Below are 24,348 nucleotides of genomic sequence, written 5' to 3'. Positions count from 1 at the left end.
CCGAAGTTGTTCGATGGGATGAGGGTTGATGATGGGATCGACGGTTCGTCGTCTGGTGGTTCGAAGCTCCGTCGTCGCCGCGCTCGCGCTGGGCTCGCTGGTCGCGGCGCCGGAGGCGGTGGCGGACGCGCCGTGCCCGGAGGGCTCCGCGCGCGTGTTCCTGGCCAACAGCACGAACACCTGCCAAGGTGGGGGGACGGTCAGCTACGACCCGCCCGGCGTGGTGTCGAAGGTGTGCTCCACGGCAAGCGCCGACGTGACCGCCGAAGCGACGTTCAAGAATCGCCGCGGGAAGATCATCACCCAGAAGCTCGATCTGAGCGACGGCCGCTGCGGACGATTCGACATCGCCGGGCAGCTGGGCGCCACGGTCACGGTGAGCTGAGCCGGCTGCCGAACAGCAGGGCGCTGTCGCCGAACTCGTGCCACAGATAGCCGGTGTCCACGGCAGCGGCATAGGCGGCGGCGACGGTCTCCTCCCCCGCCACCGCCACCAAAAGATCCAGGTGGGACGCGCCGGGCGCGTGCCAACCTGTGATCAGACCGCCCACCACACGAGCCGATCGTTCCGCTCCGAGCACCAGGTCGGTCCATCCGTGCGAGGCGTGGACCAGGCCCGACGGGTCGGCTGCGGTCTCCAGCGCCCGCGTCACCGTCGTGCCGACCGCGACGACGCGTCCGCCCGCGGCTTTCGTGGCGTTCACCAGCCGCGCCGTCGAGGCCGGGACGACGAAGCGCTCCGGGCTCGGCGGCTCCCCTGCCTCGGGCGAGGAGACGCCCGTGTGCAGCGTGATCGGCGCGAGAGCGACACCCGCGGCGATCAGATCCAGCACCAGACGCTCGGTGAACGGCCTTGCGGCACTGGGCATTTCCGCACTGCCCGGGACCCGCCCGAAGACGGTCGTGTAGTACGAGGCCGACCACCGCTGCGGCATATAGGAATACGTGATCGGACGGCCGTGGGCGGCCAGCAGTCGAGGCACGTCGGTGGTGACGTCGGCGCTCCAGAGACGCCGACCGCCGGGGAGCCAGGGCGCGTGCAGAGTCGCCGCGGCATCCGGCAATCCCAGCACGGTCCCGGACGAGAGCCGCTCGGCCGGATAAGGAGTGCGCTGCGGCCTCCGGACCTCCACCACCCAGCGACCGTCGTCCAGCCACGTCGAGAAGTGCAGCACGACCGGCTCGCCGCGCAACGTGGCGTCGACCGCGGACGACATGGTCGCCGAATTGTTCACCACCAGGAGGTCGCCGGGGCGCAGCCGGTCCGGTAGCTCGCGGAACAGCGAGTGGGTCAGTTCCGGATCGGCGACCAGCAGGCGGACGTCGTCGCGCGCGATACCCCGCGCCTCGGGTGGGGCGGCGGCATCTCGTTCCGGGGACAGGTCGAAGAACGGCAGGGTGGTGCGCACCGTCACGACGTCCGCCCGGCGACGAAATCCGCTGCGGCGTAACGCCCGCTCCTGGGTTTCTCGGCAAGCAGCCGCAGCAGCGTCGGCACCACCGTCTCCGGCGCGGGCCGATCCGAGATGTCGACGCCGGGAAACGCCGCCTGATGCATCTCGGTGCGCATGTCCCCGGGATCGAAAGCGTAGATCGACAGGTCCGGACGCTCCGCGGCGAGAATCGCCGTGAGCTGGTCGAGCGCCGCTTTCGACGATCCGTATCCGCCCCATTCGGGATACGGCTCCGACGCGGCGTCGGAACTGATGTTCACCACGACGCCGCCGGAGCGCAACAGCGGCAGCGCGAATTGCAGAACCGCCAGCGGCGCTACGACATTGGTGCGCAGTACGCGCTCCAATTCGTCCAGCGGATAGTCCGCGAGGCGAGGCAGCGGACTCGGCCCGAGGCGGCTGGCGTTGTTCACCACGAGATCGAGCTCGCCCGCCTCGCGCGCGGCCTCCGCCAGCCGCGCACGATCCGCCGGATCGGTGACGTCACCCGGGACCGGGACGAACGCGGAGCCCATCGCGGCGGCCACGCGCGTCAACCGGTCGGCGCGACGCGCGGTCCCCAGTACCCGCCACCCCTGTTCGATCAGCGCCCGCGCGAGCGCCGCGCCGAATCCGGCCGACGCGCCGGTGATCAGTGCGGTAGGACCAGACATGATGACCTCCTGGTAGTCGCCTCCCAGACGATCCTCATACCTCAACGTGTCTTCAGGTCAAGGGCCGCTCACTCCTCGGCGTCGGCGTCCTCCGCCGCCGTCTCCGGCGCGACCGCATCGGGCCCGCCCGCCAGCAGCCGCTGGAAACCCTCCTCGTCCAGGATCGGCACGCCGAGTTCCTCCGCCTTCGCGGCCTTGGAGCCGGGCGCGTCCCCGACCACCACGAACGCGGTCTTCTTCGAAACCGAACTCGCGGCCTTCCCGCCGCGCCTCAGGATCGCCTCTTTGGCGCCGTCGCGGGTGAAGCCCTGCAGCGAACCGGTCACCACGATGGACAAGCCTTCCAAGTTGCGCTCGATGGACTCGTCGCGTTCGTCCTCCATCCGCACGCCCGCGGCCCGCCACTTCGCCACCACGGCGCGGTGCCAGTCGACGGTGAACCACTCCGCCACGGCGGCCGCGATGGTCGGGCCGACGCCGTCGGCGGCGGCCAATTCCTCTCCCGATGCCGCCTCGATGCGGTCCAAGCTGCCGAATTCGGCGGCGAGCGCGCGCGCAGCGGTGGGGCCGACGTGCCGGATGGACAGGCCGACCAGCACCCGCCACAGCGGCCGGTCCTTGGCCACGGCCAGGTTCTCCAGCAGCCGCTTGCCGTTGGCGGAGAGGCTGCCGTTCTTGTTGGCGTAGAGCGAGGTGGTGAGCAATGTCGCCTCGTCCAGGTCGAACAGGTCGCCCTCGTCGGTGATGGCGCCGGACTTCAGCAGATCGATCGCGCCTTCGTAACCGAGGGCCTCGATGTCGAAGGCGCCGCGCCCGGCCACGTGGTAGACGCGCTCGCGCAACTGAGCGGGGCAGAACTGCTGGTTCGGGCAGCGGATGTCGGCGTCGCCCTCCTTCTCCGGACGCAGTTCGGTGCCGCATTCGGGACAGTGCGTCGGCATGACGAATTCCCGCGCGTCTTCGGGGCGCGCGTCCACCACCGGCCCCAGCACCTCGGGAATCACGTCGCCCGCCTTGCGGATGGTGACCGTGTCACCGATCAGCACGCCTTTGCGCTTGACCTCGGCGGCGTTGTGCAGGGTGGCCATCGCGACCGTGGAGCCCGCGACGGACACCGGCTCCATCACCGCGAACGGCGTCACCCGGCCGGTGCGGCCGACGTTCACCTGGATGTTCAGCAGCTTGGTCGTCGCTTCCTCGGGCGGGTACTTGTAGGCGATCGCCCAGCGCGGCGCGCGCGAGGTGGAGCCGAGACGGCGTTGCAGCGCGGTCTCGTCGACCTTGATGACCTGGCCGTCGATCTCGTGCTCGATGTCGTGCCGGTGCTCGCCCCAGTAGGCGACCCGCTCGATCACCGCGTCGATGCCCTGCACCCGCCTGGTGTGCTCGGACACCGGCAGGCCCCACGCGGCGAGCGCTCGGTACGCCTCGTACTGCGAGGTCGGCGTGTAACCCTCGATGCGGCCGAAGCCGTGGCAGATCATGCGCAACCTGCGCCGCGCGGTGACCGACGGATCCTTCTGACGCAGCGAACCGGCCGCCGTGTTGCGCGGATTGGCATAGGGCGGCTTGCCCTCGGCCACGATGGCGGCGTTGAGCGTCTCGAAGTCCTCCAGCCGGAAGTACACCTCGCCGCGGACCTCCAGCAGCTGCGGGATGGGGAACTCGTCGCTGGGGGTCAGCTCGCCGGGGATGTCGTCGATGGTGCGCGCGTTGAGCGTCACGTCCTCGCCGGTGCGTCCGTCGCCTCGGGTGGCGCCGCGCACCAGCCGCCCGTTCTGGTAGACGAGGTTCAGCGCGACGCCGTCGATCTTCACCTCGCACAAGTAGTGCAGGTCCGGCCCGGTCTCCGCCTCCACCCGGGCGGCCCAGGAGCGTAGCTCGTCGATGTCGAACACGTTGTCCAGCGACAGCATCCGCTCGAGGTGGTCGACAGCGGTGAAATCGGTCGCGAAGCCGCCGCCGACGAGCTGAGTCGGCGAATCCGGCGTGCGCAGGTCCGGATGTTCGTCCTCCATGGCCTGCAACCGCCGCAACAGCGCGTCGAACTCGCCGTCGGAGATGATCGGCGCGTCCCGGACGTAGTAGCGGAACTGATGCTCACGCACCTCGTCCGCGAGTCGCTGCCACTCCACCCGCTGCTCTGCCGTCGCCGGGGCCGCCGCGCTGTCGCTGTCACTCACCCATCGCACATTAGCGGAGGCCACCGACAGTGAGCCGCCGTGTTCGCGCACGTCGCCGCCCTGGAGCACACGAAATCCGGCCGGTCCGTTCCTCGGCGCGAGCCCAGGCGTTCCGACGTGTGGCGCGGCAATTCGCGTTCCCGCGCGGCGACGTCAGGCGAATGAAAGCTCTTCGGGTTCTTCGGCGTACGCGCGCGCAACGTCGGCGGTCAAACGCAGCGCTCGTCTGCTCCACTCCAGCGGCGCGCCCGCCAGTCCGCATGCTGGGCTGACCGCGATCCGTTGCGCCAGCGTGCGACGGCCGAAGCCGAGCCGATCGATCAGCCGCACCCCCGGCTCGGCGAAGGTCCGCCAGGTGACCGCCGAGGCGGGCGCCTCGGTGGGCACGACGCCGAGCACCAGGTGTTTGCCCGCTTCCAGGGCCTCTCCGACCTCGTCGAGTCGAGCCGTGCCGATGGTGCTCAGGTCGAAGCCGATCGCATCGGCGACGCTGCGGCGCAGCAGGCCGAGCGCGGGCGGCTCGGCGCAGCTGTGCACCAGCACCGGCGCGGATTGAGCGGTGAGCACCGTGTCCAGGACGGCCAGCGCTTCCGGCTCGGGCAACGCCCGCACGGTGTTCAGCACGCTCACCCCGCGCAGTGAGCCGTCCAGCACCGCGGACAGCGACGGTTCGTCCAACTGCAGGACGACCTGCGCGCCGAGCCGCTTGCGCACCTCCGCCACGTGCTGCGCCAAACCTTCGGCCAGGGATTCCGAGAGGTCACGCACCGCACCGGGATCGGTGAGCACGCGATGTCCGCCGGGCAGCTCGACCTGCGCGGCCAAGGTCAGCGGGCCCGCCGACTGCACCTTCACCCGACGGTTGCGGCCGGAGAGACCGGCGTTCTCCCACGCTTCCTCGAGCGCGTCCAGATCGGTTCGCAGCAGGTCGTGCGCCCGGCGCGCGACCGCGCCCGGACGGGGCGCGAGCCGGTAGCCCCTGGGCGTGGTGTCGAAGCGCAGGTCGACCAGCAGCGCGGAAGCCCGGCCGATCAGGTCCGCGCCCGCACCGCGAGCCGGCAGTTCCACCAGGTGCGGCAACTCGCCGAGTTCACCGACGATGGTCGCGGCGGCCTCGCGCGGGTCGGTGCCCGGCCAGGAGCCGACGCCGGTGGCGATCCCGCCCGGCACGCGCACCGGCTCGGTCACCACGTCCGTCCCACTGTCTCGAGCCGCGTCCTCCGCGCCGGTCTCGTACACCGCTGCCGTACCTCCGTCCGTTCGATTCCGCCATTACGGGATCCGTCGTCTCGACGGCTACACAGGGTCTTCAGTCCGAACGCCGCGTCGGGCTGCGAGAAAGGACGGCACCGGATGCCGCGGCGCGCGCCGGATCACCGCGCCGACTCGGCCCCCGCTTCACTCGCGACGGGCTCGCGCACGGTCCCGGAGATGGTCCCACTGCCGATCACCTCGTCGCCTTCGGGATCCGGCCGGTAGAGCACCACGGCCTGGCCGCGCGCCACACCGGTCAGCGGCTCACGTAGCCGCACGGTCAGTCCGTCGCCCACCGCCTCGGCCACCGCGGGCGCGGTGCCGCCGTGTGCGCGCACCTGCGCCACGCACTCGATCGGTCCGCTCGGCGCGGAACCCGACGTCCAGATCGCGCGCTCCGCCTCGACCGTCCAGACCCGCAGGTCATCGGCCGAACCGACGTGGACCGTGCCGGAATCGGGGTCGATGCCGGTGACGTATCGCGGCTTGCCGTCGGCGGCGGGACCCGGCAACCCCAATCCCTTGCGCTGGCCGATGGTGAACCCGTGCACGCCCTCGTGCCGCGCGAGCACCTGACCGTCGGCGTCGACGACCGCGCCGGGCCGGATACCGATCTTCGCGCCCAGGAAGGCACGGGTGTCGCCGGAGGGGATGAAGCAGATGTCGTGGCTGTCCGGCTTGTTCGCGACGGCGAGGCCGCGCTCGGCCGCCTCGGCGCGGATCTGTGGCTTGGGGGTGTCGCCCACCGGGAACATCGCGCGCGAAAGCTGCTGAGCGGTCAGCACCGCCAGCACGTAGGACTGGTCCTTGTCGGCGTCGACGGCGCGGCGGAGCACACCGTCCGCGAGCCGCGCGTAGTGCCCGGTGACCACAGCGTCGAAGCCGAGCGCCACCGCACGGTCGGCCAGCGCGGAGAACTTGATCTTCTCGTTGCAGCGCAGGCACGGATTCGGCGTCTCGCCCGCCGCGTAGGCCGCGACGAAGTCATCGATGACGTCTTCCTTGAAGCGGTCGGCGAAATCCCAGACATAGAACGGGATGCCCAGCACGTCGGCGGCGCGGCGGGCGTCACCGGCGTCCTCCTTCGAGCAGCAGCCGCGCGACCCCGTGCGCAGCGTGCCCGGTGTCGCCGACAGTGCCAGATGCACGCCGACCACCTCGTGACCGGCGTCGACGGCACGCGCCGCCGCCACGGCCGAATCCACACCACCGCTCATCGCGGCGAGTACCCGCATCAGACACCTCCTTTCGCACCGGCCAGGCCCGCGGCCTTGGCCCGCTCCACCACCTGGGGCAATACTTCCAGCAGCGCGTCCACGTCGGCCCGCGTCGAGGTGTGGCCCAACGAGAAGCGCAGCGATCCGCGCGCCTGCCGAGGCTCGACGCCCATGGCGATCAGCACGTGACTGGGCGTGGCGACGCCCGCGGTGCACGCCGAACCGGTCGAGCATTCGACCCCCGCCGCGTCCAGCAGCATCAGCAGTGAATCCCCCTCGCACCCGGGGAAGGTGACGTGCACGTTGCCGGGCAGACGCCGCTCGCCGGACGGGCCGTTCAGCACCGCGTCGGGCGCCGCCGCGCGGATCCCGTCGATCAACGCGTCGCGCAACGCGACCAGCTTGACGGCCCGGTCGGAAAGTTCGCTCGCCGTCTGGCGCAGCGCCGCGGCCAGGCCGAGGGCGGCCGCCGTGTCGGAGGTGCCGGACCGCAGGTCGCGCTCGTGGCCGCCGCCGTGCAGCAGCGGCACGCACGGCACCTGCCTGCCGAGCAGCAGCACTCCGACACCGTGCGGGCCGCCGACCTTGTGCCCGGCGAAACTGGCCGCGGACAACCCGCTCGCGCCGAAGTCGATCGGCAGCTGCGCCGCCGCCTGTACCGCGTCGCTGTGCATCGGAACGCCGAATTCGGCTGCCACGGCGGCCAATTCGGCGATCGGCTGGATGGCGCCGACCTCGTTGTTCGCCCACATGACGGTGACCAGCGCGACATCGTCGGGCTGGTCGGCCAGCGCGGCGCGCAGCACGCCGGCGGAGACCACGCCCTCGGCGTCCACCGGCAGCCAGGTGACCTGCGCGCCCTCGTGCCGCTCCAGCCACTCCACCGCGTCGATCACCGCGTGATGCTCGATCGAACTGGCGATGATCCGGTTCCGGCGCGGATCGGCGTCGCGGCGCGCCCAGAAGATGCCCTTGACCGCCAGATTGTCGCTCTCGGTGCCGCCGGAGGTGAAGACCACCTCCGAGGGCCGGGCGCCCAGGTCGGCGGCGATCGACTCGCGCGCTTCTTCGAGCAGCCTCCGGGCCGCGCGCCCCGATCCGTGCAGGGACGACGCGTTGCCCGTGGTGCGCAGGGCAGCCGTCATCGCCTCGATGGCCGCGGGCAGCATCGGTGTGGTGGCCGCGTGATCGAGGTAGACCGTCTGGGGCGCAGCACCGTTGACCGGACCCGAAAAAGCCGACTTCATGACCAGTTAAGGATAGCCGTCACCATCTGCCGGTTATTCCCCCCTGCTCGCGCGCCCGCGGGGGGTGCGATTCCGGGCCGAATGCACCAGTACGCAACTGAATCTCAGGGTAATCACCTATTGAATGTGCCGCTGAACAGCGGTACGTTATCCAGTGTATTGATCGCTGTCCCGCTCGCTCCCGAACGGGTTCCCGGCCGGAGCGCCGAGCGATCGACTACCGGACGAATCGATGAGTGAGGAAGTTCCGATGGACCCACGCACCCATGGACGTACGCGACGTGTGCTGGCACGCGCCGCCGCGGCGTCCGTACTCGCCCTGATGCCGGTCGCCGCCGTCGCGGTGCCCGCGCTCGCCGACCCGATCGTGCTCGAGACCCCCGACCAGGTCGACGCGGCGCACGGCCGCCCAGGGCACGGCCACGGCGGTCACCGTCACGACGGCTGGAACAACGGGCGGCACAACGACTGGGATCGGGGTCGCCACGACGACTGGTTCCGCGGTCGGGACCGCCACGACGACTGGGACCACGGCAGGCCCGGTTGGCACCACGGATTCCGGCCGCCCACGGGCAGCGGTTTCTGAGTTTTTCCTTTCCGGGGCGAGTCGGCATCGGCTCGCCCCGGAACCGTGTCAGCGCCTCTGCGCTCGATGCGAGTGCTCACGATCACGGTGTCTGATACAGACCGAGCCTCGGGAGTGCGTGGTGGTCGAGCCCGGCCGTGTGGGCGGGTTGACCGACAAGGAGGGGCAAGCCAAGCAGATCGTGATAGTGCCGGTTCGGTGCGCTGCTTCACGGCTGCTACTCCGTCGGCGACAATCGACCCGCGCGCACCGATCCGTGCAGCGTCGACGCGTTGCCCCTTGCACACAGCCACGCGAGGGATGCGATTCCGGTTCTGTTTCCCGTCGAATCCCCCTGTCGGCGGTAGATTTCAGGGTTTTCACCTATTAAGTGAACCGTCGAACAGCGATACGTTGTCGGACGAATTCATCGCTGCTCGTCCGTTTCCCGTGCGGCCCAGGCCGGTGTGCCGAGCGGCCGACTACCGGACGAATCCATGAGAGGAAGTTCCCGATGGACCGACGCCCGCAGGGACTTACGCGACGTGTGCTGGCACGTGCCGCGGCCGCGTCCGTACTCGCTGTGATGCCGGTCGCCGCCGTCGCGGTGCCCGCGCTCGCCGACCCGATCGTGCTCGAGCCCGCCGATCTCCACGACCACGGCCGTTTCCACGACCACGGCCGTTTCCACGACCACGGCTGTATCCACGACCACGGCCGTTTCCACGACCACGGCCGCTTCCACGACCACAACCGGGATCCCGACTGCGACGACGACTGGCTCCTCGGCCGTGACCGCCAGGACGACCGGGACCAGGACAGGCCCGGTGTGCAACCCGGGTTCCGGCCGCCCACGGGCAGCGGATTCTGAGTTTCCCCTCCGGGGGCGCGGCTTCTGAGGACAGCCACGGGCGAACGGTGACGAAGCCGGGATCGGGCTATCGCGCAACATGCCGCGCCACGAACCCCGGCTGCGCGTTCAGCGCCTACTGCGCGGCTGCGGTGCGGCGACCGCGCAGCATCGGGCGGCGGCGTGGCCTGCGCACCTCTGGGGCGTCGGCGGCGACCGACGGGTCCTGCACGCGGGTGTGCCCCGCCTCGATCCACTCCGTCGCTTCCGCCGCACCACGGTGCGACGAGGCGGTACCCCGGATGGCCGCCTCGCAGCGGCGGGCCAGCTCGCGCCGGTCGTCGCCGGGCCGCTGGACCGGCTCCAGCACCACTTCGGCGACCATGCCACGCGACCGCAGCACCCGTCGCGCGGAGGAGGCGAAGGTGTCGACGCCGACGAAACCGGGCACCGTGCACTGCGCGCCGTGCCGGTCCAGGTACCGCAACCGCACCGGCTGCACCGGAGTGCCGGTGTCCACGGCCGCTTGGAACAACGCGGGACGCATAGTGCCGTAAGCCCGGCCACACCAAGTCGTGCCTTCCGGGAAGACGCCGATCCGGTCGCCCGCGGCCAGCCGCGCTCCGACCGCCGTCACCACGCCGGGCAGCTGCCGCAGACTCTCGCGCTCGATCGGAATCACCCGCATCAGCTTGGCGAGTCTGCCGATCAGCGGCCAGTCCACCATGTCCGCACGCGCCACGAAGCCGAGCGGCTGCACCGAGGCCAGCGCGACGATATCGGTCCAGCCGATGTGCCCGGTGACGACCAGCACACCGCCGGCCCCGGTCCCGAAACCGGCGGATACGAGCGCGGCGTCGCCCTCATCGACGACACCGCGCTCGTCCACGGCCCCCCGGTTGTCGACAATGCGCAACCGCATGCCCAGACAGCCGAGCAGTAAGTGCGCATAGCCGCGGTGCAACGAAACCCGCCGGCCACGCGGTGTCACCGCGTTCGCGACCGGGAAGCTGAGCAGCAGTCCGGCGACCCCGGCCAGGCGGGCGAGCACCCGCGCCGACCCGACCTCATCGATCGAATCCAGGCAGCCCGGGCCGCAGGGGCTCGACGGCATCCATGCGTGCGCGGTGGACGTGGCGGGTGGCGCGTCGAAGACCACGGTCCTCACCGTCCCCCGTCGAACGACGCGGCGGCGTCTTGTAGCCGGTTGAGGTAGCGGGTGTTGATCGTGTTCAGCCCGAGCAACACGACGAAGTCGGCGACCGCGAATGCGGGATCGTGGGCGGGCTCGCCGCAGATCTCCGCGCCCAGCCGCAGGTAACCGCGTACCAGCGGGGGGAGTTTCGGCCGCGACGGCGGCGTCAGCTCGTCCAGGGCCTTGCCGTCGACGATCACCGGGTTGTACGGGTGGACCCGGCGCTCCGGGTCGGAGGAGTGCCGGCCGAGCAGCATATCGCGCACGCCGCGCACGTTCACCCCGGGCGCGTCGGCCGGGGTGTCCTGCATCGGCACCGACACGCAGCCCATGACCCACTCGTAGCCGGTGAGCTGGATGTAGTGCAGGATGCCCGCCCACATGAGGGTGAGCACCGAGCCGTTGCGGTGATCGGGGACCACGCAGGCGCGGCCCATCTCAACGATCCGCATGCCCTCCGGGTCCAGCTGGGCCAGATCGAATTCCGTCGCCGTGTAGTACCCGCCCGCCGCGGCGACCTTGTCCGGCGGCAGCATTCGATAGCAGCCGACGAACTCGCCGGTGGCGTCGTCGCGCACGAGCATGTGATCGCAGTGCTCGTCGAAACGGTCGGCGTCCAAACCCGTACCGTCGTCCGGGATCCGGAACCCCGGCTCGTTGGCGAAGACGTTGTATCGCAGGCGCTGCGCGGCGACGCGGTGGTCGAGATCGGAGGAAACCACCAGCGAGTAGCGCGACCGTCCCTCCCCGGAGTCCGTCGGTCGAGCCGGGGCTGTCAGCACGGACGAAATAGTCATATCCATGATGAAGCCAGCTCGACAATGCGCCGCAGCAACCTCGAAGTGTCGCGACGATGCCGGTTGGGTGAACGAGACGGCTGTCACACCGAGCGTTCACCGAACGGTTCCACCGCGTTCGCCCCTCGGCATCGCGACCGCTTCCCCCATGCGGTTACGGCCGATCCCCGACGGATCGCGCCACTCCCGTCTCAGAGCGGCGCGATTCCTCAGGTACGGGAAGCAATCAAGCGGCGCGGCTCTCCTCGGCGCGTACCTTCTTCGGGGTCGTGTCCTCTTCGGCGAAACCGGGGCGTCCGGTGAAGATGAACGCGACCAGCCAGGACGCGACCGCGGCGAAGCGGTTGCGGAAGCCGACCAGGTAGAACAGGTGCACCGCGAGCCACATGACCCAGGCGACGAAGCCGCGGAAGGTGATGCGGTCGTTGAGCTTCGTCACGGCGCTGAACCGGCTGATCACCGCCATGCTGCCCTTGTCCCAGTAGGTGAAGGGGGTGCCGGGCTGCTTCTTGCGGCGGATGATGTCGGCGGCGTGCCTGCCCTCCTGCATGGCCACCGGCGACTGGCCGGGGTAGCCGTTGAGCGAAGTCATGTCGCCGATGGCGTAGATGTCGGCGTAGCCGCCGACGGTGAGGTCCGGGTTGATCAGCAGCCGGCCTGCCCGGTCGGTCGCCACGCCCGTGGCCTCGGCCAGAATCTTCGCGAACCCGCCCGCCTGCACGCCCGCCGACCAGACCACGGTTTCCGCCGCGATCGCGTGCTCGACGCCGTCGGCGCTCTTGACGGTGACCTTGCCGTGCTCGATGTCGGTGACGAAGGTGCCGAGCAGCACGTCCACGCCGCTGCGAGTCAGCGACTTCTTCGCGTATTCCGACAGCCCGCCGCCGAACGGCGGGAGCACCTCGCCGGCACCCTCGACGAGCGTGACCGAAACCTCCTGGTGGAAATGCCGTTTCGCCAGCTCCTTCAGCTGACCGGCCACCTCGACGCCGGTCGCGCCCGCGCCGACCACGACGAAGCTGAGCAACCTGCGCCTGGTCTGCTCGTCGGCCTGCGCGGCTTCGGCGAAGACCCGAGCGATCTGCGCGCGCAGCCGCCGCGCGTCGTCGATGGTCTTGAGCGAATAGGTCTTCTCGGCGAAGTCGTCGCGGCCGAAGTAGGACTGGCTCGCGCCGGTGGCCGCGATCAGCGAGCCGTAACGGATGCGGTGGGGCACGCCCTCGTGCTCGTAGGTGACGATGGCGCGGTCGGGATCGATGTCGACCACGGTGCCCAGGCGCACATCGGCTTCGCGATGACGGCGCAGGATCCCCGCGATCGGCGGCGCGATTTCCTCCGATGTGAGCACACCCGTCGCTACCTGGTACAACAGCGGTTGGAAGAGATGTTCGGGCGTGCTGGAGATCAGCACATAGTCCACCCCCGACTTGGCCAGCTGCTTGGCGGCGGCGAGCCCGCCGAACCCCGATCCGACAATGACGACACCTGCGGTTTCGATTCCCGCTTCCACGTACTGCATGACAGCCTCCTTCTCTCATTACGAACCGCGATCCGGAGGGCGGATATTTCAGGTGTGTGGGCGCATAATTCAGATGACTCTTATCTCGATTCGTAATTAATCAGGAGGCCGCTGTGGAACTTCGGCAGCTCACCTACTTCGTCGCGGTGTGCGAAGAGCTCAGCTTCAGCGGCGCTGCGGCGCGCTGCTTCATCTCGCAGTCGGCGATCAGCCACCAGATCTCCCGGCTCGAGCGCGACCTCGGTGTGCAACTGTTCGAGCGCTCGACCCGCTCGGTCGTGCCCACCGACGCCACCGCCCGGCTACTTCCCCTCGCGAAACAAATGCTGAGCCTGGAGTCGGCGATCCGCGCCGCCGTGCGCACGGTGGGTCCGCGCATACGGCTGGCCGCGAACATGTCCTTCGCCACCCGCTCGCTGTCGGCGATCGCGGGGGCGCGCGCCGCGCATCCGGAGGCGGAGATCGAGTTCGTCATCAAACCGTTCCGCCAGCGCATCACCGCGGTGACCGACGGCGACTGCGATCTCGCCCTCATCCGCGGCAGGGTCGACCAGCCCGGCCTCGTGGTGGAGCAACTGTGGGTGGAGGACCTGGTGATCGCCACCTCGAGCGCGCATCCGCTGGCGACGAAGGACACAGTGACCCTGGCGGACCTGAGTTCGTACCCCCTGCTGCTGCCGCCGGAGCAGGAGCAGGTGTTGTTGCACACCGTGATCCGCAACGCGTTCGCCGAATTGCCCACCGGTCCCACGTTCGGGCCGCCGATCCCGCCCGATCACACGGCGACGATGGAGCTGATCAACCGGCCCGACGCGTGGACGGTGCTGTATGCCGAAAGCACCACCGAAGGACTGGTCGTCCTGCGCCTGGCCGAAAGCAAGCTACGGATCCCGGTGTCGGCGGTGCTGCGCGCCGACGCCCGGCGCTCACCGATCCTGGAGACCCTGCTCACCGCACTGCACCGCTGCTGAGCACGGTCATTCGTCAGCGCGTTCATCGCTGCGAGACGTCGGTGACGGGCAGTCCCCGGCATTGATCGCGGAACTCGCGCAATCGTCCACGGCACCGATCGCTGCCGATTCGATCGAGTGGGCACCGTGCTCGACCCCAGCGATCATGGAAGCGGAATGAATCCGATTCCGATCGTGCCAGGTCCCTGCGCTGCGATGTCGTCGAGAATCCCATGAATACCGGTGAACTGGAACGGCGCCCACGGCTTCAGCGGATTGATCGCGGAGGTGATCCCGACCAGACCACTCCGTGTGGTCACCGGTCCACCGCTGTCGCCCGGAATGACCGCGGCCCATGAACTGATGACGTTGTTCTTGTACTCGATGACGAGACCACATGTCGTTCCGGACACTTGGCCGTACTTGCACATGATGTCCGAGAGGGGAACCGGAGCCACGCCGATCCGGTTGATCACGGTGCCGTTCGGCGTCGTGTTGACCGGATCGATCTTCGTTTCGTCCAGCTTGATGACCGCGTAATCTTTGGACGAGTCGGCCGGAAAGCGCATCGACGGAAAGCCGGGCCAATTCGTGGGCCACGTGGCGTAGTACCCGACCGGACCCAGTCCGCGATTCCCCGAGAGGAATACCTCCTGAGCTCTGGTGTTCCGAGTCATCATGTGCCCTGCCGTGAGAGCCACCAGATTGCCGAGCTCGTCATACCCGACAGCTCCTACGGTGCCCCAGCTTCCGCGCGGCGGTCCGCCATCGGACGTGATCGACATTCCCGGACCGAAATTCACCCCGCATGGCGCAGGCGTGCCGACATAAGTGAACGGAAGACCGTTACTCAGTCCACTGGGCGATGTGACGGTGATACGCACAACTCCTCTTGCGGGAGGAGAGACAGCCGTGATCCGCGTTGCGGAGTCGATTGTGAACGCAGTCGCTGAAATGGCGCCGAATCCGACCGCCGTAGCTGCGGTCAGGTTCGTCCCGGTCAAGATGACCGTGGTTCCACCGATGACCGGCCCCGAACCCGGGCTCGCCGAGGTCAGAGTCGGCGCCGCGGAAAGGGAAGTAGTGGTGGGCATCGTGCGACCTCCTCGACCCGACGGAATCGGTTCCGCTGCGCCAGGATTGTGAACTCGCTCGATCCTGACCCTATTCAGTAAGGCGCCTATACAGGTCCGCGAGCAAGAGATCTCTCGATCCGTTTTCTTCCGTTTTCAGATCGGAGGTACGGGGCGAAGTGGTGCAACAGCGCCGCGGCGACAACCGTTCGCGGTGCGTCGAAATGGCTTGGCCGGGCGGCGGCATGATCGGCGTCCGGGACAGGACCGCTCTCCCTCGACCATCGAATACGACTACAGCTCAACCACTCCGCTGTGCATGCGCGGCATCCCCATTCCGAGCCTGCCCACCCGGTCGAGAACGGCCCCGAGAGTTCCCGGGGCCGTTCAATCGAGTCCAGTTGCGCGGATCAGACGCCCAGTTCCGTCGCCGCCAGTGCCGTGCCCTCGATGCGGGCACGGATCTTGGCGAACGCGGTTTCCCGCGAGGTGGAGGTGTCGTCGGCGAACGGCGAGAAGCCGCAGTCGTCGCAGGTGCCCAACCGTTCGACGGGCAGGAAGCGGGCGGCGAGCAGCACCCGGTCGCGGACCTGTTCGGGTGTCTCGACCTGCGGGTCGATCGGGTCGGTGACGCCGATGAACACCCGCGCCTCGGCGGGCAGGTGCTCGGCGACCACGGCGAGCACCTTCTCCGGGTCCGGCTCGCTGGCGAACTGGAGGTAGAACGCGCCCACCCGCAGTTGCAGCAGCTTCGGCAGCAATTGGACATAGTCCACGTCCAGACTGTGCGTGGAGTCCTGATCGCCGCCGGGGCAGGTATGCACGCCGATCCTGGCCCGCTCCTCGTCCGAGAACCGCTCGAGCACCGTGTTGTTCAGCTCGATGAACTGGTCGAGCACCCCGCCGCTCGGATCCAGCTTGAGCGACAGCCGCCCCTCGGTGAAGTCGAGCTGCACCAGGTGCGCACCCGCCTCCAGGCAGCCGCGGATGTCGGCCTCGGCCGCGTCGGCCAGGTCGGCGAGGAACTGCTCGCGGGGGTAACCCTCGATTCCGTCGGCCGGATACAACAGGCTCAGCGCCGACGGCGCGATGACGGCCTGCTTCACCGGAACGGTGGCGTGCTGCTGCGCGCTGCGCAGATAGTCCGCCGCATGAGCGGCATAGCGGAACGGGCCCGAGGTCAACCGTGGCAACTGTCTCTGATGCCCGTCGGCGAACGGGATGATCGCCCCGTCCGGGGCCAGGTTGTCCAGCCCGGCGATCGGATAGGTGGCGAAACTCGGCTTGGACTGCTCGCCGTCGGTGACGACGGGAGAGCCGAGTTCTTCCAGCTTGCGGATGGTCTCGGCGACCGCGCTGCGCTGAAGTTCGGCGAGCGCGGCGGCGTCGCCGGAATCGTCGGCCATGGCGGCCAACAGGTCGTGAGGTCGAGGGATGCTACCGATCGGTTCCGTGGGGATGCTCACCGGCCGAGTGTACGTCCGCGACCTGCACCTTCGACGCGAAATCGCCTGCGCCGTAATTTATTTCGCACCGCTCACGACTTTTGTGCGAGGCGCCTCGAGAGTTTGCACCAATTTCGCGGCAACGTTTTCCGCGCGGTCACAACCCGCGTGCCGTCCGGCTCGACCGCGAAACGCCAACGGCCCCGGACACGAAGTCCGGGGCCGCTCGACAGCGAGAGCCCGATCAGCCCTTGTGCGCCTTGACCGCTTCGGTCAGCTGGGGCGCGACGTTCTAGCGCAGTCGCTCGCAACCGGACATCAGCTCTGCCGGTGCAGATGACTCGGGTCCAGGCTGATCATCCCGGTCAAGCGCCAAGCACCGCGTTCGAACACCAGATCGCCGGACACAACAATCGGCTGCTTGCTGTGGTGTGCGCGGATCGCCCACTGATAGTCGTCACCGACGAGCGGTACGTGCACTTTTCGCAGCCGTCCGTCCACGTGTGTCGACAGCACGATGCTCGTGGCTTCTTGATCCTCGTCACCGAGTTCATCCCGGTTCAGGGTGCGCACCAGACCGATTAGGGTCAGATGACGCGGCGGCTCCTCACGGCGAACCAACCGCTCTCGGACACGGGGCAACCCCGCCATAGCGTTGCGGTCGAACACGATCCGTGAGGTTTCGACTTCGGGCGCCCGCTCGCCAGCTGCCCAGTCGAAGGATAGATCCAGCGCGCGTAGGGCTTCGGGCTGCGTGAGATCCAGCACCGACTCGACCAAACTGCCGCTCAGACCCAACTGCCCCGCATGGTCGAGAGCGCGCTCATCCCAGTCGAGTGCGAGTTGCCACGCCGACTGCAGACCCGTCGCCAGCGTTGTCATCACCTTGCGCGGAAACGACACCGCTGGCATCCCGGTGACCTGCGATGGCGGAATTTCACCGAGACGGGTGACCACAGTGAACACGAAGCTGCCGCGCTTGGTGTGTCCGAGCCGAATGTCGTCTTCCAGAAAGTTCGTGACCACGGCGGATCTGCGACCCCGATGCGAGTGGGTCGGGTCGTCGGCGGTGGTCGCGGCCGCCTTCATCATCGTGAACAGGGCTTCCAAGCTTGTTTCGGCTTGCCGGAACGGGATAGTGCCGTCATTCATTTCCTGATCGAGTCGAACGAAGAACAAGTCCGCCCGAGCAGCCGCTATTCGTTCGACCAGTTGTGCTGGGTCCCAGTCATAGATGGTGGCGAGAGCTTGAAGCGTGTCGCGAAAACGCCGGGAGAAGTCCACATAGTCGGTAGCCAAGGGCAGCATGATCCGGCCTAGAAGGCCATCCTCACCCGGAAGCCGCCAAATCTCCCTGACGTCTTGCTCGCGGACCTCGAGCTGCCAGTCATGGGTCGCGAGGTACTGGGACACCGCTGGGGGCGATAGCGCGGACGCGACCTCCTGGAGGCTGTCGAGCGGAGTCCTTTTCACCACTGACCTCCTTCGCCGATCGACTGCATGATGCCCCGCAGTCCGCCCACGTCGAAGAGGTTACTTCGCGGTAGGTGGACCGTCTTGCTGGCTTTATCGTCCTCGATCCCGCCGAGGTTCGCCGCATGTTCCCAATACATGCGACTGGAAGTTCTGAGCCCGTCTTCGGAAAGGTCCAGCAGCTCGTCCGGGTCGTCCGGTATGAGCAACACGCCGAGCAACGCCGGGACGAACCGCTTGGGATTCACCAGCTCGAGAAATCGGTCTCGCTTCAGCGACCATGCCATGTCGTGCGTTCTGAGCAAGTGCCGCTGCGTCGTGCACTCGAGCTGCATTTCGAATTCAGGGCAGTAGTATCTCGCATAGTCCGCGGAAGCCACGATCGTGATGTCGACCCCGTCGTAGTCGGTCTCGTGACTTTTGATCGAACAGCCCGCAGCGGCGGCGACCATACGCACGAAAGCAACGCTGAACTGTTCCTGCCGCGCGGTGATGGGCAGACCGCCGTCCACGCCGGTCGCCAACTGAAGACTGCCGCTGTCCACGACGTCGCTCATCGCCCCCCTTGCCCCCATCCTGCAGTGCAGCAACGCTCGCCAAGCGTAGCTCAAAAGCGTTGTAGGCACTTCCATTCGGGGTGAAACGAAAAAGTGGCCCCGACCGTCCGGTCGGGGCCACTTTCGGTCACTCCGGGCGTCAGCCCTTGTGCGCCTTGACCGCTTCGGTCAGCTGGGGCGCGACGTTGAACAGGTCGCCCACGATGCCGTAGTCGGCGATCTCGAAGATCGGCGCCTCTTCGTCCTTGTTGACCGCGACGATGGTCTTCGAGGTCTGCATGCCGGCGCGGTGCTGGATGGCGCCGGAGATGCCGAGGGCGATGTACAGCTGCGGGGAGACCGTCTTACCGGTCTGGCCCACCTGGAACTGGCCCGGGTAGTAGCCCGAGTCGACCGCGGCGCGCGACGCGCCGACGGCCGCGCCGAGCGAGTCGGCCAGCGCCTCGACCACCGCGAAGTTGTCGGCGGAACCGACACCGCGGCCACCGGAGACCACGATGCTCGCCTCGGTGAGTTCCGGACGGTCACCGGCCACGACCGGCTCCCGCGAGGTCACCTTGACCACGCCTTCTTCCTGCGCGGGCACCTCGACGGTCACCTTCTCGCCCACACCCGCCTGCGCGGAGGCTTCGACGGCGCCCGGGCGGACCGAGATCACCGGGACATCGCCGGTGACCTTGGCGTCGACGGTGAACGCGCCACCGAAGATGGAGTGCACGGCGGTGCCGTCGGACTTCACGTCGATCACGTCGACCAGCAGGCCGGAGCCGATGCGGGCGGCCAGGCGACCCGACACCTCCTTGCCTTCGGCGCTGGCGGCGACGATGACGGCGGCGGGCGAGACCGACTCGGTCAGCGCGGCCAGCACGTCGACCTTCGGGGTCACCAGGTAGTTCTCCACATCGTCGGACTCGGCGATGTAGATCTTCTCGGCGCCCGCCGCGGCCAGCGCGTCGGCCAGCTTCTCGCCGGTGCCTGCCGTGCCGAGCACGACGGCGGCGGGCTCGCCCAGGGCGCGGGCGGCGGTGAGCAGTTCGGTGCTGACCTTCTTGATCGCACCCTCGGCGTGCTCGACGAGCACGAGTACTTCAGCCATGTGTGTTCTCTCCTAGGAAGTCTGCAGCGCTACCGAGATCAGATGATCTTCTGGCCGATCAGGTACTGGGCGATCTTGGTGCCGCCGTCGCCTTCGTCGGCGATCTTCTCGCCCGCGGTGCGCGGAGGCTTCGGCGTGGCCGCGGTGACAGCGGAGCCCGCGTTCGCGACGCCCACGGTCGAGGGGTCGACGCCCAGGTCGGCCAGCGTGAAGGTCTGCACTTCCTTCTTCTTCGCGGCCATGATGCCCTTGAAGGACGGGAAGCGCGGCTCGTTGATCTTCTCGGTGACGCTGACGATGGCGGGCAGGCTGGCCTCCAGCTTGAACACGCCTTCGTCGGTCTCGCGCTCGCCGGTGACCTTGTCACCGTCGACGGTCAGCTTGCGCAGGTGCGTCAGCTGCGGCAGGCCCAGGTACTCGGCGATGATCGCGGGCACCGCGCCCGCGCGACCGTCGGTGGCCTCGTTGCCCGCGATGACCAGCTCGACACCCTCGACCTGGCCGAGCGCGCTCGCCAGCACCCACGCCGTCTGCACGGCGTCGGAGCCGTGGATGGCCGGGTCGTTGATGTGGATGGCCTTGTCGGCGCCCATGGACAGCGCCTTGCGGATGGCCTCGGTGGCGCGGTCCGGACCGGCGGCCAGCACGGTGACCTCGCCGCCCTGGGCCTCCTTGATCAACAGCGCCTCTTCGACGGCGCGCTCGTTGATCTCGTCGAGGACGGCGTCGGCGGCCTCCCGATCGAGGGTGAAGTCACCGTCGGTGAGCTTGCGCTCCGACCAGGTGTCGGGAACCTGCTTGATGAGTACGACGATGTTCGGCATCGGTCTTCGTCGACCTCCTGTTCTGGTTACACGTATGTGGTGGTCGCACGAACTGCGCCGTACGCCCGGGTGGGTGGCTCAGGCCGTGACATTACCTTACGTTAAGTTACCCGTGGGTAACTTAGTGGCTTCTCTCTCACAAGTGGGTACCACGCGTTACAGTGCGCCGGTTCACCGACCCCGCTTCCAGCCGGTCGAAGCCGCACTTCCGGGCCGACCGGGTGGGTGTCCCGCCTGGAAACGGTGGCAGTAACGTCGGAGTGATGAGCGAGGCTGTGATCCCTGCCGCAGTGGACGACCCGTCCGGCATCCCCGCGGACCCCGAGACGAGCGTCGGCGCCGTCGAACCGCTGCCGCTGACCGGCGAGCGCACCGTGCCCGGCATCGCCGAGGAGAACTACTGGTTCCGCAGGCACGAGATCGCCTACGCCCGCCTGCTGGACCGCTGCGCCGGAAAAACCGTGCTGGAGGCGGGTTCCGGCGAGGGTTACGGTGCGGACATGATCGCCGACGTGGCCACCAAGGTGATCGGCGTGGACTACGACACCGGCGCGGTCGAGCACGTGCGCGCACGCTACCCCCGCGTGGAGATGATCCAGGGCAACCTCGCGGAACTGCCACTGGAGGACGCGTCGGTCGACGTGGTGGTGAATTTCCAAGTGATCGAGCACTTGTGGGACCAGTCCCAGTTCCTGCGGGAGTGCCTGCGCGTGCTGCGTCCCGGCGGTGAGCTGCTGATCAGCACGCCCAACCGGATCACCTTCTCGCCCGGTCGCGACACCCCGCTCAACCCGTTCCACACCAGGGAGCTGAACGCGGCCGAGCTGACCGAGCTACTCGTCGACGCCGGTTTCGAGGTCGCGCGGATGATCGGCGTGCACCACGGGCCGGCCCTGAAAGCGCTGGACGCCAAGCACGGCGGGTCGTTCATCGACGCGCAGATCGAACGCGCGCTGGCCGGTGAACCCTGGCCCGCGGAACTGACCGCGGACGTCGCGAGCGTCACGGCGGACGATTTCGTGCTGGAAGCGGCGGACATCGACGCGAGTCTGGATCTGGTCGCCATCGCGGTGAAGCCTTGACCGGTCGCAGTACCGTGCCCGGCGGGCACGCCGCAAGCCCCGTGCCGGGCCAGTTCACCTTGGTCCTGCACTCCCATCTGCCCTGGCTGGCCCATCACGGTCGCTGGCCGGTCGGCGAGGAATGGCTCTACCAGTCCTGGGCCGCGTCCTACCTGCCGGTCGTCGAGGTGTTGCGAACCCTTGCGGCGGAAGGCCGTTCGCATCTGCTGAGCCTCGGCATCACGCCGGTGCTCGCGGCTCAGCTGGACGACCCGCACTGCCTGGCGGGGATGCACCATTGGCTGGGCAACTGGCAGCTGCGCGCCGACGAAGCCGCCATGGCGGGCAACGTGGCGCTGGGCAGGCACGAACACCGCTTGGCCGCCGCCGCCCTGGCCGAGTTCGAGCGGCACTGGCGGCACGGCGCGGCGCCGGTCTGGCGCACGCTCATCGACGCGGAGACCATCGAACTGCTCGGCGGCCCGCTGGCCCACCCGTTCCAGCCGCTGCTGGATCCGCGATTGCGCCAGTTCCAGCTGGTCGAGGGCTTAGCCGACGCGCGGCACCGCTGGGGTCGCACGCCGACGGGCATCTGGGCGCCGGAGTGTGGATACACCCCTGGCATGGAGGTCGGCTACGCCGCCGCCGGTGTGACGCATTTCATGGTCGACGGACCCGCTCTGCGCGGCGACACGACACTCGGCCGTCCGGTGCGGGATTCCGATGTGGTCGCGTTCGGACGTGATCTGCAGGTGAGCTACCGGGTCTGGTCGCCGAAATCTGGCTACCCGGGGCACGGCGCCTATCGTGACTTTCATCACTACGACCACGCCACGGGTCTCAAACCCGCGCGGGTCACCGGCAAGACCGTCGCGGGTCCGGACAAGGCTCCCTACGACCCGGAACTGGCCGCCGCGGCCGTCGCCCGGGACGTGGACGACTTCGTGCGGACGGTGCGCGAGCGGTTGATCTCCGAGTCCGAACGCATCGGACGGCCCGCCTTGGTCGTGGCGGCGTTCGACACCGAACTGTTCGGCCACTGGTGGCACGAGGGCCCGCAGTGGCTGGCGCAGGTGCTGCGCGCGCTGCCGGAGGCAGGCGTCACCGTGGGCACGCTCGCCGACGCGCGAACCCGCGGCTACCTGGGCGAACCGGTACCGCTGGCCGATTCGTCCTGGGGTTCGGGCAAGGACTGGCGGGTGTGGGCGGGCGAGCAGGTGCGCGACCTGGTGGAGCTCAACGACGACATCGTGCGGCTGAGCCTGGACACCGTCGACAAGATGCGCGCCGCGCAGGGCGGCGCGCCCGGGCTGCGCGACCGCGTCGCCGATCAACTGCTGCGCGAAGCGATCCTGACCGTCTCCAGCGACTGGGCGTTCATGGTCAGCAAGGACTCCGCCGCGGGCTACGCCCGCGACCGCGCGCACCGCCACGCCCACGCGGTCCGCGAAATCGCCACGGCCGTCGGGGCGGGCCAACTCGCGAAAGCACGGCAGTTGGCGGCAGGATGGGGGGCAGCTGACGGACTCTTCCCCGGCGTGGACGCGCGACGACTGACCTCCGCGGGGTCCGTACCCAGCGCCACCGGGGCAGTATCCGCCGCCGCGCCGGGACCGGGCTCCGCCATCGCGGGCCACGGACCGGGCCCGGCGGACCCGGGCTCGGCCGCAGAAGGACTTGCATGAAGATTTTGATGGTGTCGTGGGAGTACCCGCCGGTCGTGGTCGGCGGGCTCGGCAGGCACGTGCATCACCTCGCCGTCGAACTGGCCGCGGCCGGCCACGAGGTGGTCGTGCTGTCCCGGCGCCCCTCCGGCACCGACGCCTCGACCCATCCCACGCACTCCTACATCGCCGACGGCGTGCTCGTGGTGGCGGTCGCGGAGGACCCGCCGGTGTTCGACTTCGGCGAGGACATGCTCGCCTGGACGCTGGCCATGGGGCACGCCATGGTGCGCGCCGGCGTCGCGCTCGGCAAGCCGGGCATCGGCGACGGCTGGACGCCCGACGTGGTGCACGCGCACGACTGGCTGGTCGCCCACCCCGGCATCGCGCTGGCCGAGTACTACGACGTCCCGCTGGTCTCCACCATCCACGCCACCGAGGCCGGCCGGCACAGCGGCTGGGTCGCGGGCAAGGTCAACAAGCAGGTGCACTCGGTGGAGTGGTGGCTGGCCAACGAATCCGACGCCTTGATCACCTGCTCGGCGTCCATGCAGGACGAAGTCGAGCGGCTCTACGGGCCCGAGCGGATCCCGATGACGGTGATCCGCAACGGCATCGACGTGGGCGCGTGGACCTTCCGTCCCCGCTCGCCGCGCACCGGCCCGCCGCGGCTGCTGTACGTGGGCAGGCTCGAGTACGAGAAGGGCGTGCAGGACGCGATCGCCGCGCTGCCGCGCATCCGCCGTGCCCATCCCGGCACCACCCTCACCGTCGCGGGCGTCGGCACGCAGTTCGAGTGGTTGCGCGAACGCGCCCGGGTGCACCGGGTCGCCCGCGCGGTGAACTTCACCGGTCAGCTCGACCACGCGGAGCTGCTCGGCTGGCTGCACGGCGCCGACGCGATCGTGCTGCCCAGCCGGTACGAACCCTTCGGCATCGTCGCGCTGGAGGCGGCCGCGGCGGGTACCCCGCTGATCACCTCGACGGCGGGCGGCCTGGGCGAAGCCGTGATCGACGGCGTCACCGGCGCGTCGTTCGCGCCCGCGGACGTCGACGGCTTGGTCGAAGCGGTCCGCGCCACCCTCGACGACCCCGCCGCCACCCAGCAGCGCGCCTTCGCCGCCCGGGAACGGCTCACCGCCGATTTCGCGTGGGACGTGGTGGCGGCGGAAACCGCCCAGGTGTATCAGTCGGCCAAGCGGCGGGTGCGCAACCCGCTTGGCCGCCCGTCCATCGTGGAACGTCCTCTGCCGGAACGGGATCCGAAGTAG

Annotated in this window: 22 protein-coding genes; 7 read left to right on the top strand and 15 right to left on the bottom strand. The window is 69.0% G+C overall.

The genetic code is table 11. The annotated features are described in order from the left end of the window. Window positions 1-55: 55 nt before the first annotated feature. Window positions 56-385 (top strand): hypothetical protein, encoded by a 330-nt coding sequence (locus QMG86_RS06685; RefSeq protein WP_281878335.1) that lies wholly within the window; start codon window positions 56-58, stop codon window positions 383-385. On the opposite strand, the gene QMG86_RS06680 is transcribed toward QMG86_RS06685, so the two are convergent. From QMG86_RS06680 to QMG86_RS06655, 6 genes are all read right to left on the bottom strand, one after another. After that, window positions 372-1,415: an S-adenosylmethionine:tRNA ribosyltransferase-isomerase gene (locus QMG86_RS06680; protein WP_281878334.1), complete on the bottom strand. Its 1,044-nt coding sequence runs from the start codon at window positions 1,413-1,415 to the stop codon at window positions 372-374. The genes QMG86_RS06685 and QMG86_RS06680 overlap by 14 nt on opposite strands. Next, window positions 1,412-2,107 (bottom strand): SDR family NAD(P)-dependent oxidoreductase, encoded by a 696-nt coding sequence (locus QMG86_RS06675; RefSeq protein ID WP_281878333.1) that lies wholly within the window; start codon window positions 2,105-2,107, stop codon window positions 1,412-1,414. Before QMG86_RS06675 ends, QMG86_RS06680 begins: the two co-directional genes overlap by 4 nt. Window positions 2,108-2,175: 68 nt before the next feature. After that, on the bottom strand, window positions 2,176-4,290 hold the full coding sequence (ligA, locus tag QMG86_RS06670) for an NAD-dependent DNA ligase LigA (RefSeq protein ID WP_434086159.1): 2,115 nt from the start codon (window positions 4,288-4,290) through the stop codon (window positions 2,176-2,178). 153 nt (window positions 4,291-4,443) lie between these two features. Beyond that, entirely contained in the window at window positions 4,444-5,478 is a 1,035-nt protein-coding gene (locus QMG86_RS06665) for a methionine synthase (RefSeq protein WP_281880806.1), read from the bottom strand. Between the two features lie 185 nt (window positions 5,479-5,663). Continuing rightward, a complete protein-coding gene (gene mnmA, locus QMG86_RS06660) occupies window positions 5,664-6,779 on the bottom strand; it encodes a tRNA 2-thiouridine(34) synthase MnmA (RefSeq protein ID WP_281878331.1) in 1,116 nt (371 codons plus the stop codon). Further along, a complete protein-coding gene (locus tag QMG86_RS06655; RefSeq protein WP_281878330.1) occupies window positions 6,779-8,008 on the bottom strand; it encodes a cysteine desulfurase family protein in 1,230 nt (409 codons plus the stop codon). The genes mnmA and QMG86_RS06655 overlap by 1 nt, the downstream gene beginning before the upstream one ends. 232 nt (window positions 8,009-8,240) lie before the next feature. Between QMG86_RS06655 and QMG86_RS06650 the strand changes: the two genes are divergently transcribed. Then, complete coding sequence (locus tag QMG86_RS06650) at window positions 8,241-8,594, top strand: hypothetical protein (protein ID WP_281878329.1); 354 nt, start codon at window positions 8,241-8,243, stop codon at window positions 8,592-8,594. A gap of 493 nt (window positions 8,595-9,087) precedes the next feature. Next, entirely contained in the window at window positions 9,088-9,444 is a 357-nt protein-coding gene (locus tag QMG86_RS06645; RefSeq protein WP_281878328.1) for a hypothetical protein, read from the top strand. A 115-nt stretch (window positions 9,445-9,559) separates the two neighbouring features. Here the strand turns inward: QMG86_RS06645 and QMG86_RS06640 are convergent, their stop codons facing one another. The 3 genes from QMG86_RS06640 to QMG86_RS06630 all read right to left on the bottom strand — a co-directional run bounded on the left by QMG86_RS06640 (window position 9,560) and on the right by QMG86_RS06630 (window position 12,934). Next, window positions 9,560-10,591 (bottom strand): lysophospholipid acyltransferase family protein, encoded by a 1,032-nt coding sequence (locus tag QMG86_RS06640; protein WP_281878327.1) that lies wholly within the window; start codon window positions 10,589-10,591, stop codon window positions 9,560-9,562. Beyond that, window positions 10,588-11,415 (bottom strand): GNAT family N-acetyltransferase, encoded by an 828-nt coding sequence (locus QMG86_RS06635; protein WP_281878325.1) that lies wholly within the window; start codon window positions 11,413-11,415, stop codon window positions 10,588-10,590. Before QMG86_RS06635 ends, QMG86_RS06640 begins: the two co-directional genes overlap by 4 nt. Window positions 11,416-11,641: 226 nt before the next feature. Then, window positions 11,642-12,934, bottom strand: coding sequence for an NAD(P)/FAD-dependent oxidoreductase (locus QMG86_RS06630; RefSeq protein ID WP_281878324.1), 1,293 nt, complete (start codon window positions 12,932-12,934; stop codon window positions 11,642-11,644). Between the two features lie 113 nt (window positions 12,935-13,047). Between QMG86_RS06630 and QMG86_RS06625 the strand changes: the two genes are divergently transcribed. Beyond that, on the top strand, window positions 13,048-13,905 hold the full coding sequence (locus QMG86_RS06625; RefSeq protein WP_281878322.1) for a LysR family transcriptional regulator: 858 nt from the start codon (window positions 13,048-13,050) through the stop codon (window positions 13,903-13,905). 143 nt (window positions 13,906-14,048) lie between these two features. On the opposite strand, the gene QMG86_RS06620 is transcribed toward QMG86_RS06625, so the two are convergent. The 6 genes from QMG86_RS06620 to QMG86_RS06595 all read right to left on the bottom strand — a co-directional run bounded on the left by QMG86_RS06620 (window position 14,049) and on the right by QMG86_RS06595 (window position 20,352). Then, on the bottom strand, window positions 14,049-14,888 hold the full coding sequence (locus tag QMG86_RS06620) for a trypsin-like peptidase domain-containing protein (protein WP_281878320.1): 840 nt from the start codon (window positions 14,886-14,888) through the stop codon (window positions 14,049-14,051). A gap of 479 nt (window positions 14,889-15,367) precedes the next feature. Further along, window positions 15,368-16,423 (bottom strand): cobalamin-independent methionine synthase II family protein, encoded by a 1,056-nt coding sequence (locus tag QMG86_RS06615; protein WP_281878319.1) that lies wholly within the window; start codon window positions 16,421-16,423, stop codon window positions 15,368-15,370. 297 nt (window positions 16,424-16,720) lie between these two features. Next, the gene (locus QMG86_RS06610) at window positions 16,721-17,815 is read right to left on the bottom strand and encodes a hypothetical protein (protein ID WP_281878318.1); all 1,095 of its coding nucleotides are present in this window, start codon (window positions 17,813-17,815) and stop codon (window positions 16,721-16,723) included. A 56-nt stretch (window positions 17,816-17,871) separates the two neighbouring features. Beyond that, window positions 17,872-18,432 (bottom strand): DUF4365 domain-containing protein, encoded by a 561-nt coding sequence (locus QMG86_RS06605; RefSeq protein WP_281878317.1) that lies wholly within the window; start codon window positions 18,430-18,432, stop codon window positions 17,872-17,874. A gap of 139 nt (window positions 18,433-18,571) precedes the next feature. Beyond that, on the bottom strand, window positions 18,572-19,528 hold the full coding sequence (locus tag QMG86_RS06600) for an electron transfer flavoprotein subunit alpha/FixB family protein (protein WP_281878315.1): 957 nt from the start codon (window positions 19,526-19,528) through the stop codon (window positions 18,572-18,574). Between the two features lie 38 nt (window positions 19,529-19,566). Then, window positions 19,567-20,352, bottom strand: a complete 786-nt coding sequence (locus tag QMG86_RS06595) for an electron transfer flavoprotein subunit beta/FixA family protein (RefSeq protein WP_159838488.1) — start codon at window positions 20,350-20,352, stop codon at window positions 19,567-19,569. Between the two features lie 263 nt (window positions 20,353-20,615). Between QMG86_RS06595 and QMG86_RS06590 the strand changes: the two genes are divergently transcribed. From QMG86_RS06590 to QMG86_RS06580, 3 genes are read left to right on the top strand one after another with little or no spacing between them, the layout of a single operon-like run. Further along, on the top strand, window positions 20,616-21,434 hold the full coding sequence (locus QMG86_RS06590) for a class I SAM-dependent methyltransferase (RefSeq protein WP_281878314.1): 819 nt from the start codon (window positions 20,616-20,618) through the stop codon (window positions 21,432-21,434). After that, window positions 21,431-23,098, top strand: coding sequence for a 1,4-alpha-glucan branching protein domain-containing protein (locus QMG86_RS06585; protein WP_281878312.1), 1,668 nt, complete (start codon window positions 21,431-21,433; stop codon window positions 23,096-23,098). Before QMG86_RS06590 ends, QMG86_RS06585 begins: the two co-directional genes overlap by 4 nt. Next, window positions 23,095-24,348, top strand: a complete 1,254-nt coding sequence (locus QMG86_RS06580) for a glycosyltransferase family 4 protein (RefSeq protein ID WP_281878311.1) — start codon at window positions 23,095-23,097, stop codon at window positions 24,346-24,348. Before QMG86_RS06585 ends, QMG86_RS06580 begins: the two co-directional genes overlap by 4 nt.

This window comes from Nocardia sputorum (genome assembly GCF_027924405.1).
GTDB classification, from domain to species: Bacteria; Actinomycetota; Actinomycetes; order Mycobacteriales; family Mycobacteriaceae; genus Nocardia; species Nocardia sputorum.
The sequence above is the reverse complement of the archived record's forward strand: the minus strand, read 5'-3'. Positions and strand labels throughout refer to the sequence as shown.